The sequence below is a fragment of the Niabella terrae genome, from assembly GCF_054783135.1.
In genome coordinates this window covers 433,700-448,925 of record NZ_BAAGRD010000005.1, presented here as the reverse complement: position 1 = coordinate 448,925, position 15,226 = coordinate 433,700, and the positions used below count along the sequence as shown (strand labels likewise).

At 47.5% G+C, this 15,226-nt stretch carries 13 protein-coding genes; 9 read left to right on the top strand and 4 right to left on the bottom strand.

What is annotated here, in order from left to right:
* Positions 1-39: 39 nt before the first annotated feature.
* From ACYVI9_RS07865 to ACYVI9_RS07855, 3 genes are all read left to right on the top strand, one after another.
* A complete protein-coding gene (locus ACYVI9_RS07865) occupies positions 40-651 on the top strand; it encodes an RNA polymerase sigma factor (protein WP_460762971.1) in 612 nt (203 codons plus the stop codon).
* Entirely contained in the window at positions 638-1,945 is a 1,308-nt protein-coding gene (locus tag ACYVI9_RS07860) for a carboxypeptidase regulatory-like domain-containing protein (protein ID WP_460762969.1), read from the top strand. The genes ACYVI9_RS07865 and ACYVI9_RS07860 overlap by 14 nt, the downstream gene beginning before the upstream one ends.
* Before the next feature lie 758 nt (positions 1,946-2,703).
* Entirely contained in the window at positions 2,704-2,850 is a 147-nt protein-coding gene (locus tag ACYVI9_RS07855) for a hypothetical protein (RefSeq protein WP_460762966.1), read from the top strand.
* Here the strand turns inward: ACYVI9_RS07855 and pyrE are convergent, their stop codons facing one another.
* Positions 2,851-3,483 carry an orotate phosphoribosyltransferase gene (pyrE, locus tag ACYVI9_RS07850; RefSeq protein ID WP_460762963.1) on the bottom strand — a complete coding sequence of 211 codons (633 nt, stop codon included), beginning with the start codon at positions 3,481-3,483 and terminating at the stop codon, positions 2,851-2,853. It lies immediately after the preceding gene.
* Between the two features lie 92 nt (positions 3,484-3,575).
* Between pyrE and ACYVI9_RS07845 the strand changes: the two genes are divergently transcribed.
* A complete protein-coding gene (locus ACYVI9_RS07845; RefSeq protein ID WP_460762960.1) occupies positions 3,576-4,247 on the top strand; it encodes an NUDIX hydrolase in 672 nt (223 codons plus the stop codon).
* A 185-nt stretch (positions 4,248-4,432) separates the two neighbouring features.
* On the top strand, positions 4,433-4,963 hold the full coding sequence (locus ACYVI9_RS07840; protein WP_460762958.1) for a hypothetical protein: 531 nt from the start codon (positions 4,433-4,435) through the stop codon (positions 4,961-4,963).
* 68 nt (positions 4,964-5,031) lie between these two features.
* On the opposite strand, the gene ACYVI9_RS07835 is transcribed toward ACYVI9_RS07840, so the two are convergent.
* Positions 5,032-6,408: a tryptophanase gene (locus ACYVI9_RS07835; RefSeq protein ID WP_460762956.1), complete on the bottom strand. Its 1,377-nt coding sequence runs from the start codon at positions 6,406-6,408 to the stop codon at positions 5,032-5,034.
* Positions 6,409-6,729: 321 nt separating this feature from the next.
* Between ACYVI9_RS07835 and mutS the strand changes: the two genes are divergently transcribed.
* From mutS to ACYVI9_RS07815, 4 genes are all read left to right on the top strand, one after another.
* Positions 6,730-9,366, top strand: a complete 2,637-nt coding sequence (gene mutS / locus ACYVI9_RS07830; protein ID WP_460762953.1) for a DNA mismatch repair protein MutS — start codon at positions 6,730-6,732, stop codon at positions 9,364-9,366.
* Between the two features lie 38 nt (positions 9,367-9,404).
* Positions 9,405-10,661 carry a porin gene (locus ACYVI9_RS07825; RefSeq protein WP_460762950.1) on the top strand — a complete coding sequence of 419 codons (1,257 nt, stop codon included), beginning with the start codon at positions 9,405-9,407 and terminating at the stop codon, positions 10,659-10,661.
* 91 nt (positions 10,662-10,752) lie between these two features.
* The gene (gene bshB1, locus ACYVI9_RS07820; RefSeq protein WP_460762947.1) at positions 10,753-11,487 is read left to right on the top strand and encodes a bacillithiol biosynthesis deacetylase BshB1; all 735 of its coding nucleotides are present in this window, start codon (positions 10,753-10,755) and stop codon (positions 11,485-11,487) included.
* Positions 11,488-11,602: 115 nt separating this feature from the next.
* A complete protein-coding gene (locus ACYVI9_RS07815) occupies positions 11,603-12,685 on the top strand; it encodes a fatty acid desaturase family protein (RefSeq protein WP_460762944.1) in 1,083 nt (360 codons plus the stop codon).
* Between the two features lie 318 nt (positions 12,686-13,003).
* Here ACYVI9_RS07815 and ACYVI9_RS07810 read toward each other — a convergent pair whose 3' ends face one another.
* Both ACYVI9_RS07810 and ACYVI9_RS07805 read right to left on the bottom strand, forming a co-directional pair.
* Complete coding sequence (locus ACYVI9_RS07810; RefSeq protein ID WP_460762941.1) at positions 13,004-13,750, bottom strand: XRE family transcriptional regulator; 747 nt, start codon at positions 13,748-13,750, stop codon at positions 13,004-13,006.
* Positions 13,751-13,854: 104 nt separating this feature from the next.
* Positions 13,855-15,162 carry a hypothetical protein gene (locus ACYVI9_RS07805; protein ID WP_460762938.1) on the bottom strand — a complete coding sequence of 436 codons (1,308 nt, stop codon included), beginning with the start codon at positions 15,160-15,162 and terminating at the stop codon, positions 13,855-13,857.
* Positions 15,163-15,226 lie beyond the last annotated feature (64 nt).

The following is a 15,226-nucleotide window of genomic DNA, read 5'->3' as shown; positions in this document are numbered from 1 at the left end:
TTGTGAAAGGTCATTCCGAAACAAACCAGTCGCCGCCTGTTGCGGAATCGTTCCGATTTATATAAAATACTATTGACCCTGGCAGTCAACATATCATCCCAATCAGAAGCTGACGATGCGGCCTTGCTGCAGGCGTTCCGGCAACAGGGTGACCAGCAGGCACTTGCGACACTTTATCTTCGGTACAGCGACCTGATTTACGGTGTCTGTCTCAAATACCTTGAAGATGTAGAAGAAGCCAAGGATGCGGTAATGAATATTTACCAGGAATTACTCCGGAAGCTCCCCTCCCATGAAGTCCAGCATTTTAAAAGCTGGGTATATGTTCTGACTAAGAATTTCTGTCTGATGCAGTTAAGAGCTTCAAAAAAAGTCAGGACAGTCAGTTTTGAGCAGCAGGCTGTGCAATCCGAGGATTTTTCGCATCTGGATAGGGTAATAGAAAAGGAAGCTACCTTTAAAAAACTCGAAAAATGCATGGAAAAACTACCCGGGGAACAACAAAAAACGATCCGGATGTTTTATTATGAGAACAAATGTTATAATGAAATTGCGACCAGTACTGGTTCAGATTGGAACAAAGTGCGCAGTCTGATCCAGAATGGCAGGCGAAACTTAAAAAATTGCATGGAAAAAAATGCCGGAAAATAAGTCATACGGATACAATGCTGCAGATATCGAAAGATACCTGAATGGTCGTATGAATGCCCAGGAAATGCACGAACTGGAGCGTGCCGCCCTGAGTGATCCTATGCTGGCCGACGCCATCGACGGATTCCGGCTGGTTTCAGGCGGCCAGACAGCAAAACAGCTGAATGCCATTCATGCGGCCATCCTGGGGCAGGTTGAAAACCAAAAAACCGCCCCGGTCCCGCTTTCAGGATCCGGTACCAGGACCTGGAGATGGATCGCGGCGGCCTGCGTCCTGGGCCTGCTTGCTACGTCCATCTGGTGGTTCAACCGACCGGGAACGTCCCGATCGGATATTGCCCAGGTGCAGCAACCCGCTGCTCCTGTCATCGGCGACAGCCCGGTCATGACCGAAGCGGCACAAAAAGACGCTACCGACAGCAGTCCGGTTATGGCACCCCTTCCGCCACCCACCGTATTGGCAAGCCGCCGACAGCAAGCAGCAAGCCCGGTAGAAACTGCCACAGCGCCTGTGGAAGATCAAACAAATGAACAAGCGGCAATTGCTGCAAATACTACTGATAAAGAAGACCTTAGGCACTTTCAGCAAAAAAAGACCGCCGTTGCGGCAAGGGTACAGACGCAGACCGTTGCCCGGTCAGGATTCCAGGATAGCCTCCGTCCTCCGCAGCCTTCCGCGCAGGCAGTCGCCTTTAATTACATAGCAGGCAGGGTAACGGATGAACAGGGGAAACCAGTGGCGGCAGCTACTATAGAAGGTGCGCAGCAGACCGGTCAGGGAATACTTTCCGGAAAAGACGGGAGTTTTGTATTTCCGGCAGCCGACAGCCAGCCCATGGTGTCGATCAGCTCCCCCGGCTATGCCCGGTCCCTGGCTACCCTGAAAGCAGAAAAAAATAACCAGATAGCCCTAACCAGGGTATCGGCACAGAACGAAGAAATGCTGGTTGTGGGAGCCGGTTCCCCAAAAAAGAGAAAAGGGGTCCTGGGAGACTATAACAAATTCCGGAAGGAAACCGCGGCGGCCCAGCAAGAATATATACTCTATCCAGAGGAAGGCTGGTCCCATTTTTATCAGGAACTGGCCGGTAACCTCGGTGTAGACAGCAGCCGGTCTACCCGAATGCTTCAGATCAAATTCACCGTCGATGAAGATGGTGAACCGACCAATTTTTCGATTGTCGCGAGCCCAGATGAAATAACTGCCCGCAAGGCTATTGAGTATATTAAAAAAGTGAAATGGAAAAATTTCAAACTCAATAAGAGTGCCGTCGTCCGGATTCCGGTAAATTAAATTTGCCACCAACAGCCTTTCAATGGTCGGTTCCCCGCCTCCTGCGTTCCCCTCATTTACTTTAGGATACACCGTCAGTATGTCAGTAAGGCCTGGCGCCAGCTAAGCGACTGGCGCTACCTGACTGAAGCCTTGCCTTATATAAGTCAGGTCCTTACTAGCCCCTCGCAGGGTAGGGCAGGCGTTCATAGGTATATACATTAGGACGCTCATCGCAGCAACTTGAAAGTCCAATTAGTTTTATTATCTAAAGTAAAATTTAATATAATCTTTTTTTTGTAAATTTGAATACGAAGACCGGCTACTGATTCCAGATAAAAATTTGTCGAATCAGTGAACCAAAACCCTTGTATATATTTCGATTATACTTAATATTATTTTTACAAAAAGTATTTAATTATATATATCATGTAATATACTATATTTCAGTTATTTATATAATTTAAAACTTAAAATATTCTCACTTACATTTCATACTGACGCAGGCGCCCTTCTATTGAAATTTCATAGACTTATAATTTTAGATACCTGTATATATATAATTAATTATCAATAAATTAATCAAATATTTTATTTCTAAAATTTATAGTATCGTTTAATTTGGGAAAACCGGGTCGAAATCTAATTTATTTAGTAGCCTTTCAGCTAAATTATCCGGCTCCTCTGCAATCAATCAGACAAATTTATCCGAACTCAGGGAGTAAGGATACCGCGCAGAAATTCTAACAGTTAGTGAAACACAAAAATGGTTAAGACAGATGATGAGACAACAAGATGGACAGCAGCTTGCTGTCTGCGCAGCCGACAGGTCGCCTGTCTGGTTCGTGAAACTGCAGGGAAAAAATAGTGGGACGACGGGGATGTTCACCCGATCAGTACTGGAAGGAATGGAAGAATATCGTTAATTAAATCCCTGACCAATTGGCAGGATCCTGGCGCCATTGCAAAAGCAGTTCCGTTTGATCGGGTCGGATCAGGCCCTGCTCCACTGCCAGTTCTAATAATACGGGGTAGCTGGTCAGCGGTCGGAATTTTAAGGTTCTGGCGGCTAACGCCGCCTGGGCAATAGCAAAATCATAGGTAAAAATAGACACCATGCCCACCACTTCGAGGCCGGCCGCTTCCAGGGCATCTACTGCCTGAAGGCTGCTTTTTCCGGTGCTTACCAGGTCCTCTACCACCAGGATTTTCTGTCCCGGTTCAAAGCGCCCCTCAATCTGATTGCCCAATCCATGGTCCTTGGGTTTGGGTCGCACATACATAAAAGGAAGTTTCAGCTGATCGGCAGCCATGGCCCCCCAGGCAATCCCCGCTGTGGCCACCCCGGCGATTGCAACGGCATTCTCAAACTGATCGAAAATGACATTGCAAAGTTCACTTTTGACATAATCCCTGATAAATGGATAGGACAGCACGCTCCGGTTATCGCAGTAAATCGGACTTTTCCAGCCGCTGGCCCAGGTAAACGGAGCCTCAGGGCTTAATTTTACCGCCCGCGCCTCTAATAATTTTTCTGCGACAACTTTTGCATCATTCATGGCTTGTATCTATTTTTAACCTGCGAAATTAAAAATTAAGGAACGAAACAACGAATTAATTGTCCCCTGACTGGCTTTCCGTATGGGTCCAAATGCAGGAAAGGACAAAAATCATCTCAGTAGCTATCATGGAACTGGTCGTATATATCCAAAATAAGCCCGTCTACCTCTGTTCAGCACTCAGTCCCCGGCTGGAACAGCTCCACCACCGCCCTGAAACCATCTTTATCGACAGCCTGGACCCGCATACGGTCAATACCATGCTTCGGGAAATCAATCTTCCAGAAATCAAGGCGGGTATTTTCCTGTATCCCGATCTGGAAGCACTAAAAAAACAGTTTTTTAGAAAATTTGAACGCCATATTGCTGGGGGCGGACTGGTGCTGAATGCTCAGCAGGATATCCTGATGATCTTCAGAAGGGGTTACTGGGACCTGCCCAAGGGGCACCAGGACCCTGGTGAAACGATCGAAGACTGCGCACTCCGTGAAGTAAGGGAAGAGACCGGACTTTCCACGCTCCGGCTCCTTCGCCCGCTGACCGTGACTTTCCACACCTATCAGCAGGGCAGCCATGCCATATTGAAAGAAAGCCACTGGTTCGTTATGCAGTCACCCGGGACAGAGCCGCTCCTGGGACAGACCGAAGAAGATATTGAAAAAATCGAATGGGTTTCCGCCAACCAGCTGGAACAACGGCTGAAAGCCAGCTACCCCTCCATTGCCCAAGTCATCCGGCAATATCAGGACAACCAGAGGTCCTAGGTCCGCCACTAACCTACCCCACCCGCACCGAATGCACCGCAGGGTATCGCCCTGTCGGCAGATTATGGCCAAACAGCGGTAAAAAAGAACTGTTGGCAGATTTGTATCAATTCCCGCGCAGCCCCAGGAGCCTTTTAAGACTCTAAGTGTTAAGACATTCAGTTATCATCTTTAAAAATTTTATTATGAAAAAAATAATTATCGCCGCTTCCCTCCTGCTCTTCATGGGTTGGGCCGGTACCCAGGAGATCGCCGCACAAAGAACTTCCAGCCGGAATAATATTGGCGTCCAGCCAGGCTGGGGTCCCACAGGATATGAATATGCCAGCTTCTATTATTTTCCAGATTATAATATCTATTATGATATTGCCAGGGAACAATTTATCATCTTAAACGGACGTAAATGGCAATATGTCAAGACCCTTCCAGCCCGGTATCAATTCAGTGCCTATAACAGTTATAAAGTAGTGATCAATGATGCCAGACCTTACCGGTACAACCAACAACACCAACGTCAGTATGCCAGTTACAAGGGGCAGGGCAAGAAACAGGGAATGATCCGCGATAGCAGGGAAGAAAAATACTTTGCCAGTAAACAGCATCCCCAACATGAACAATGGAATAACCGGCAGTCCAACATTAAAAAACAGGCAGCAAAAAAACAGTCGCCTACCAAAAAATCCACTACCGGATCCAAAGCGCGCAATCAACGCTAAAACCATACGTTTCCTATAAATTCAAAAGAAAGTGTCTGAACGGACACTTTTCTTTTTGCAGGAACCCGTCACATGACAGCCACGGGTGCTAGTTTCGCTGTAAAGTGACGCAGCAGGGGGGCCTCCTCGATGATTTGTAATCCCCTGATGCGATCCCGGTTTTGGAACAGCTCAATGACCACTTCGGCAACATAATCAATATGGCTCTGGGTATAAACCCGCCGGGGAATGGCCAGCCGGACCAGTTCCAGTGCGGCCGGAATCAGTTTGCCCGCAGCGTCATATTTTCCAAACATCAGGGAGCCGATTTCCACTGCCCGGATGCCCCCTTCCACATACAGGGCTGCCACCAGGGCCTGTCCAGGATATTCCTCCACCGGTATATGTTCCAAAAAAGCTCTGCTGTCCAGATATATCGCATGCCCGCCGGCGGGCCGCATGACCGGTACACCGGCTGCATGCAGTTTTTCGGTTAAATATTCAATACTCCGGATTCGATAATGCAGGTAGGCCTCATCCATCACTTCTTCCAGCCCGATGGCTATGGCTTCCAGGTCCCGGCCCGCCAGTCCCCCGTAGGTAGGAAACCCTTCCGTGATGATCAGCAGATTGCGACATTGTTTTGCCAGCGCCGCATCCTGCACCGCCAGAAAGCCCCCTATATTGGCAAAAGCATCTTTTTTAGCGCTCATCGTCACCCCATCGGCATAGGAAAACATTTCCCGGGCGATGTCTTCGACGGAATGCGCTGCATAACCGGATTCCCGGCAACGGATGAAATAGGCATTCTCAGCGAAACGACAGGCATCGATGTACAGGGGCAGACCAAAGGTTTTGCACAGTGCATGCGTGGCTTTTATATTTGCCATACTTACCGGTTGACCACCTCCGGAATTATTGGTAACAGTGAGCATCACAGCGGCTACCGCGGCCCCTTTTTCCTGCAGGAAGAGTTCCAGGGCCGCCGTATCGATATTGCCTTTAAAGGGGGCCGGTATCCCGGGATGTTTCCCCGCTTCACATAAGAGATCCACCGCTGTGGCGCCACTATATTCGATATTGGCGCGGGTCGTGTCAAAAAACGTATTGCTCACTAAAAACTTGCCGGGGCCGCCCAGCAGACTGAACAAAATTTTCTCGGCGGCCCGCCCCTGGTGGGTTGGAATAATATATGGCATGCCGGTTATGCGCCGCACGACTTCTTCAAATTTGAAGAAACTGCTGCTACCGGCATAAGATTCATCGCCCTGCATGATGCCGGCCCATTGTCGGCTGCTCATGGCGCTGGTACCGCTATCTGTAAGCAGGTCAATCAGTACCCGATCCGCGGCAATCAGGAACGGGTTGTAATGGGCTTCGCGCAGGATTTCCTCACGTTGGGCACGGGTGGTCATATAAATGGGTTCTACCGATTTGATTCGGAAGGGTTCTATAATGGTTTGCATAACAGTTGGTTTAATTATTAATATAATATGCCGGCAAACGCGGTGAAGAAAAATGCGGTTTGAACGGCAGTTTGCGGTCAGGATTTTACATCGGCACTGGGCCTTCGGAGAATTGAAAATAAGCGGTGTCAGGAAGGTCGGCGAATAATATTCGTCCAAAGCAGTCGCCGGCCCGAATTGGGCAGAAAGATATTAATTCTGTAAGAAATCCGGCAAAAATGCATACCCAAATGTAGCACTATTCCCCATTATACAGTCACTAATCCCCATTGCGTCCTTTGCCAGTGACGGCAACTGCTTTTTCCATTATTTTTGTCAGCCATGTCCAAAGCGAAGAAAGATATTTCAGAAACGCCCATGATGCAGCAGCACCGGGCCATCAAGCAACGGTATCCGGATGCCATTCTGTTGTTCCGTGTGGGTGATTTCTATGAGACCTTTGGTCAGGATGCGGTAATCGCCTCCCGGGTATTGGGCATTACGCTGACCAAAAGAAATAATGGTGCTGCCGCTTCCCTGGATCTGGCAGGTTTTCCCCACCATTCGATCGACAACTATCTGCATAAACTGGTAAAAGCCGGACATCGGGTAGCCGTCTGCGATCAACTTGAAGATCCCAAACAGGCCAAGGGTGTTGTCAAACGCGGCGTAACTGAGATGGTAACGCCGGGCACGGCCATCAATGATAAACTGCTGGAACACAAGAATAATAATTTTCTGGCGGGCATTCATTTTGGCGCAGCCGATCAGTATGGTCTGGCATTTCTGGACCTGTCTACCGGCGAATTTCTCATTGCGGAAGGTGATCGCGAATATGCTGAAAAATTGCTGCAGAGCTTTGGACCTTCTGAAATTGTTTTTCAGCGCCAGCAACAAAAAAACTTTAAAGCAATTTTCGGGGCTAAAATCTATACCTATGCTCTGGATGAATGGATTTTTGATGCCAGCTACGGACAGGAACAGCTGCTGCGACATTTCCAGACCCATTCGCTGAAAGGCTTCGGTGTCGAAGACCAGGCCCTGGGACTCACAGCGGCCGGCGCCCTGATTCACTATCTGAAGGAGACGGAACATCCCCATCTGGAACATATCACCACAATGAAAAGCCTTCACCGGGAAAACTTTCTCTGGATGGATCGCTTTACCATCCGAAACCTGGAACTGGTATATGGCAGTCATGAAGAAAGTCATACACTGTTGAAGACCCTGGACAATACGGTGTCTCCCATGGGCGCCAGGCTGTTGAAACGATGGATGCTCTTTCCCCTGGTTCAGAACGATCAGATCAATGAAAGGCTGGAACTGGTGGAGGCGCTGATCCTGGAGACGGATCTGCGTAACCAGTTGAGCGAAGCCATCCGTCAGACAGGCGATATAGAAAGACTCGTGGCAAAAATCCCTTCCCGGAAAATTAATCCGCGGGAAGTGAAACAACTGGCCCTGGGTCTGCAGCAGGTACAACGGGTGGTGGAACTATCGCTTCCCTACAGCAACGACTACCTGCACAAGATTATAGCCGGACTGGACCCCTGCCCTGCGATTGCAGAACGTATTAACAGGGAAATTAGTGACAACCCACCCGCTGTGATCGCCAAAGGGGGTTATATAAACAGCGGCGTAGATCCGGAGCTGGATGAATTACGCGGTATATCCCGCAGTGGTAAGGAATACCTCGCAAAAATGCAGGCGGATGAAGCAGGTAAAACAGGTATCAGTTCATTAAAAATCGGATTCAATAATGTCTTTGGTTATTACCTGGAAGTGACCAACAGTCATAAGGACCGGGTACCCGAGGACTGGGTCCGGAAACAGACCCTGACCAATGCAGAACGGTATATTACGCCCGAATTAAAAACCTATGAAGAAAAAATTACCGGAGCAGAAGAAAAAATACTTGCTGCAGAGCAAGGCCTTTACGAAAGCCTCTTAGACGGACTGGGGGAATGGCTGCGTCCGATCCAGACCAATGGACAGTTGCTGGCCATACTGGATTGTCTTTGCTGTTTTGCCCATAATGCGATTCATTACCAATATAAAAAACCCAGCCTCCATGATGGCGATGCCTGGGAAGTAGAAGAAGCCCGGCATCCGGTGATCGAGCGTTTTCTGCCTGCCGGCGAATCATATATCCATAATGATATTCATCTGGACCAGACAGCGCAGCAGATTATAATATTAACCGGGCCCAATATGAGTGGTAAATCTGCTTTACTGCGCCAGACGGCGCTCATCACCATCATGGCCCATATGGGCAGTTTTGTACCGGCAAAATCGGCAAATATCGCGCTCACAGACCGTATATTTACCCGCGTAGGCGCTTCCGACAACCTGAGTGGTGGGGAAAGTACTTTTATGGTGGAAATGAATGAAACGGCAGCGATCATTAATAATATCACGGACCGGAGCCTGATTCTGCTGGACGAGATCGGCAGGGGAACGTCCACCTATGACGGTATATCCATCGCCTGGAGCATCGTCGAATACCTGCACCAGTCAGCGCACCGGCCCCGCACCCTATTTGCCACCCATTACCATGAACTGAACGAACTGGAAAGCAAATTTCCCAGAATAAAGAATTACCATATTACCAATAAGGAGGCAGGCAATAAAATTATTTTCCTGCGCAAACTGGCACCCGGCGGCAGTACCCACAGCTTTGGTATCCATGTCGCAAAAATGGCGGGCATGCCGCACAGTTTACTATCCCGGGCCAATGAAATTCTTCGCCAGCTGGAAAGTCAACATGTCGGTTCATCAGATACAGAACTGCCAGATGAACCCGCGCTGACCGACAAGGTAAAACAATTAAATACGCCCCAGTACCAATTGTCGATCTTTGATGCCCATAGTCAGACTTTTGAAGATATCCGCACCCTGCTGGCTTCCGTGGATATCAACCAGCTGACACCGGTTGAAGCATTGTTGAAATTACAGGAGATCAAGAATAAAATCCACTAGTCCGGCGCCGCCATTGCTCAGAAAAGAAAATATTAAAAATGAAAAACTTTCTATACGCTTTGTTATTGATCGGATGCAGCACGGGGTTTAACCTTAGTTATGGCCAGGACCTGAATGATGACAGCACCGATGACGATCCAACTACAGTTGATTTCAATGACAAGGGACTTCAGTTCCGGAAAGGAAAAGACTTCCTGCTTAATTTCAGATTCCGGACCCAATTGCGGGCGGCTTATTTCAGCAGAACCGATGATAAAGATGAAGCCGGATATCAGGCCTATGTCCGGAGATTGCGCCTGCGCTTTGAAGGACATTTATTATCACCAAAACTGGAGTATAAAATCCAGCTCAGTTTTGCCAACCGGGATATGGATCCGGCCAGCGGCAGTCCGCAGATCATCCGGGATGCCGTATTCTATTATAAACCCAGCGATTTCTGGTCCATTGGTCTGGGTCAGACCAAATTACCAGGGAACAGGGAACGGATCAATTCCTCAGGCGAACTGCAGATGCCCGACCGTTCGATCGCCAACAGTGCTTTTACCGTGGATCGGGATTTCGGGATTTTTATCGACCGGGATTTCGAAATAAAAAATCAGGTCATCCAACTCAGTACGGCGGTTTCTACAGGTGAGGGCCGCGGCAGCACCGCCACAGACCGGGGTCTGGCTTATTCCGGGCGGCTGGAATATATGCCGTTGGGATATTTTAAGAATAAAGGAGACTATTTTGAAGGGGACCTGGAATTTGAAGAGACGCCCAAGCTGGCGCTGGCATTTACCTATTCCAAAAATTTCCGGGCCCGGAGAACCGGTGGCCAACTGGGTGCGTATATGTACAGCGCCTATAATACGGATGACCCATTGTTTGCAGATATCCGGACGCTGATGGCGGATTTTGTATTTAAATACCAGGGCTGGGCACTTATGGGTGAGTATTATAACCGAAAGGCGGATAATTTTTCCGTTACTGATTTTGCCGGTCAGCCAGATGATGAATTGCAGTTCCTGCAAATACCGGCCGGCACAGCTTTCAATATCCAGGGCAGTAAAATGGTTTCTAAAAAAGATGAGATCGCTTTACGTTATACGGTAGTACGGCCCCATGATGAACTGCGCCCCTATCAATACCTGGAAAGAACCAAGGCCATTGGCTATTCTCATTATTTCAATAAACACAAATTTAAAATACAGGGCTATCTGGGACTGGATGATCGAGAGGGTGATTCTGAACTGCTGGACGATCCTTTCACCAACCGGCTCAATGGTATACTGCAAATCGAAATCGGAATTTAACTTGAACGGCCATTGGTTGAACGCAAACATTTCGGCGCTTATACTGTTACTAAAAGCATTGGCGCTGCCATTTAAAATTTAACCTTATAACATGAAATTGGATATTCTGGCCATCGGCGTACATCCGGATGATGTAGAGTTGGGTTGTGCCGCCACCCTGGCCAAAGAAATTAATAATGGTAAAAAAGCGGGCATCCTGGACCTGACCCGGGGCGAATTGGGCACGCGTGGCACGATTGAAACCCGACATAAAGAGGCCCAGGCCGCCGCAGCCATCCTGGGCGTATCGGTCCGGGAAAACCTGGAAATGCGGGATGGCTTTTTCAAAAATGATGAAGCCCATCAATTGCAACTGGTACGGGCGATCCGCACGTATCAGCCCGAGATCATCCTGGGCAATGTGCTTCATGACCGGCATCCCGATCATGGGCGCGCAGGTCAGCTCATCAACGATGCCTGTTTTCTCTCCGGACTGGCAAAAATCGAAACCCTGGACAGCCAGGGACAACCACAGCAGAAATGGCGTCCTAAATATTTTCTGCAGTACCTGCAGGACTGGTACCACGAACCGGATCTGCTGATCGATGCCACCGATTATATTGATGTAAAAATGAAATCGGTAGAAGCCTATACCACCCAGTTCCATACCAGTAGCGATGAAGCGGGCCCCCAAACCTATATTTCAACGCCGGAATTCAAGGAAAGCATTCTAGCAAGGATGCGCATGATGGGCAAACGCATTGGGGTAAAATACGCTGAGGCTTATGTCAGTACCAAAAATATCGGCATCACTGACCTGAGCAGTCTGATTCTGCGGGAAACATAGCTTTAAGCATTCAGAAACAGACAGATACGTTTTAGTTTTTTTTTACCAATCCACTGCAAATATTTGGTTACCTTTGCAACTTTCAACCGCATAAATTTTCTTAATTAAGTATACGATGTCGATCCCAAAATTTGCAACTCCGGCACCTCCTTCCTTTCATACGGTATTAAAGAACCGTATCAATGATTATTTTAAGTCCGAAGGTACACGGACCACAGGTAATATCCGGCTGTATTCGAAGGCATTGTTCCTGGTTTTGGGATTTTTAGCGCTGTATATCCACCTGGTATTCTTTACGCCTTCTATAGGTTGGGCATTGTTTGAATGTCTGCTGTTGAGTCTTTTTACTTCCGCCATCGGTTTTAATATCATGCACGACGGTGCCCATGGCAGTTTCAGCAGCAAACCCTGGGTAAACGCCGTGGCGGCTTCTTCACTTAACTTTCTGGGAGCCAATACTTTTATGTGGAAAATGAAGCATAATGTGATTCATCATGCCTACACCAATATTGACGGTATAGATGACGATCTGGACGCGAAACCTTTTCTGCGGCTTTGCGAAACCCAGAAATACTATAAATTTCACCGGTACCAGCATTTCTATTTCTGGATGACCTATTCCCTGCTGTATGTGTTCTGGATCTTTTTCTCAGATTATAAGAAATATTTTACCAAAAAAGTGGGTAATATCCCCTTGAAAAAAATGACCCTGAAAGATGAGATTTCTTTCTGGGGCTTTAAAATACTCCATGCCCTCCTATTTGTCGTCATTCCTATTCTGACTGTGGGCGTCGGTGCCTGGGCCATCGGATTTGCCGTATATGTACTTTTTGCCGGTTTTGTACTCAGTATCGTATTCCAACTGGCGCATACCGTGGAACATACGCATTTTCCCATGCCGGATGTAGTTACCAATAAGATTGAAGACGAATGGGCAATTCACCAGTTAAAAACCACGGCCAATTTTGCGACACGCAACCGGCTGGCCTGCTGGTTTATGGGTGGATTGAATTTCCAGGTAGAACATCACCTGTTCCCGAAGATTTCTCATATCCACTATCCCAGAATTAATAAGATTATTAAGAATACCTGTCAGGAATTTAATGTACAGTACATTGAATACAACAAGGTGAAGGATGCGGTTATTTCGCATGTCTCCTACCTCAAACAACTGAGTTCACCGAATTTCGCTCATTAAGTACTGGGTCAGTTTCGTTAGACCGGCCATCAGGCCCGGTTCTTCGCTACCGGAAACAAAGAACCGCTCTCTGAGGAGCGGTTCCGACTAAGCAATTAGCTTTCCAAAAAGATAAAAATCAGATAAGCCTTTGGTTGAAAGGAAGTTATCAACTCCCATTTGATAGAATCTTCTGATAATCAAAGCTATACCCGCAATTTACTTTTCCCTGGTTTTTTCGATGAAACCGGTCATTTTTTCGATGACTGCCCCTTATTTTACCACGAAAGGCAGCTTTACAGCTGCCCTCCGGTAATTTTAGATGGAGTTTCTCACCCCTTAATTGATTTTCTTTTTCACTGCATCCACCTGCTGTTGCAGATCAGCCACAATATTGACCAATTGACCCACGTTCCAGTTCTGGGAAGTATTGGATTTTGAAATAATATACTGAGCCTCCCACATCTCCAGCACTTCGTCAGAATTAATGCTATAGGGTTGGTAGCTGGGATTGTCACTGACCAATGTGAGTTTATTCCTGGCTTTGGATTTCTGAACCCTTTTATATACAATCCCGTCATTTCTGGAAACCAGGATGCAGGGCGTATTATTTTTCAAACTGTCTACCGCCTCGACTTTTTCTCCCACGATGACCGATCCACTTGGGGTGGGTAACATGGAATCCCCGAAGATTTCAAAGGCACGGTAATTACCCCCACTAAGCATGGGCAGGGTAAATGTGTTGAGCTCATCAATAAACTCATAATCTGCATAACCGGTCAGGTAACCCGCAGCAGCCTTGGCCGGTACAAAGGGGATTTGCGTGGGGGCAGATGCCAGTTTAATTGCCCTCCTTTTGGAAAGGTAATTGGCAGACTGTTCGCTGAGGTCGCGGCGCAAGAGGTCATCCAGGGTCAGTTTAAACATATCACTGACCGTTTCCAGTACATCGATCCTGGGTTCGGCACGCTGTTCTTCATAAGCCCCCAAAAGGGATCTTTTGATATTCAACCGGGAAGCAAATTCATCCTGGGTCCAGCCCCGGAGTTTCCTCAGGTACTTCAGATTGGTGTTCGCTACGGACATGACTAATTATTTTAGTGCAAAATACTAACATTTTTGACAATACCAAAAAAAATTTTAAATTTTCAGTTTCAGGAAATATATCCGAAGAAAAAAGCCGTACAGGATCAAACCGTTTTTACGTCTTTCACATCGTAACCTTCAATATCCTCGATATAGCCATTCACTACCAGAAAATCGAACAGTGGTCGGGCTTCTGGTGAAACAGGAATATTCCGCAGAGTTACGACTTCGCCACTGGACCGGTTCAGGTAGGGATAGGCATATAATTTTACATTCTGGCTGAAGAGGTCGCTGATATAGGATAGCAGTTCCTGCGTATAGTTGACACCATATTTTTTGGCGTTGAACACGGTACGCAGATTGGAAATATTGGTGGATATACCGACACTTCGGGGTTTACAACGGGCCAGGTAGCGGGCCAGTTTATTATTACGCGCAAAATTGGAAACGATTACATTGTTACCGGTAGCGCAGAGTTCTTCTGCCCGGTTGGCTAAGGCAACCAGATCCGTACTGCTGTTGTCATCTGCTTCCAGCAGATTAGACATCAGCACTTCCAACAAGACCACCAGGTTGCCGTCACTGACCTGCTGGGAATGTTTGAACTGATCAACTGCTTTATTGAAAAGACCAAAATTGGGTTTTGATTTCTGGCCATATTTGGTCCGAAGAATCATGATGTCCTTTTTGTACAACATGTCTTTGGACTGGTGTATCCTACCCTGGGGATCAAATACGGCAGCATCAGAATACCCTTTGGCAATCAGGTATAGATTGGCCAGCCGGTCGTTGGCATTCCGGAATACCGGACCGCTGATCGTAACCATATCAATTTCCACGGAAGTCCGGGAAACATTATCTACCAGAGATTCTATCATGAGCTGTACATCCTGGTGATAATAATAAGCCGCATAGACCAGGTTTACGCCCAATACGCCTAATATGCTTTGTTGCAGGGTGGTATCATTATCCAGCAAGCGCACATGAAAAACGATTTCATTAGCGGGGCCGTCCGGTTCTGTCTGAAACCGCAGTCCCACCCAGCCGTGCGGCTCATTGGTCTTGTTGAAATTCAGTGTCGTAACCGTGTTGGCAAAAGCGAAAAAAGCCTTGCTATCGTATTTTTCATCATGAAGTCTTTCGGTCAGCAACTGATATTCATGATCCAGCATTTTCTTAACCCGGCTTTCCGTCACATACCGGCCGCTGGTTTCAATCCCGTAAATGGCATTGCTGAAAGCCATATCATAGGCGGACATCGTCTTGGCAATCGTCCCTGAAGCCGCCCCGGCCGTAAAAAAATTGCGGGCCACTTCCTGTCCCGCACCTATTTCCGCGAAAGTTCCATAAACCGCTGCATCCAGATTGATCTTAAGTGCTTTCCGCTTCGTTTCAAGTATTTCTCTTGCCATTACCCAAAACTATATATTATAGACGAGAGTGAAAAATGCCGCAACAGGAACCAGAAAGGAAGTT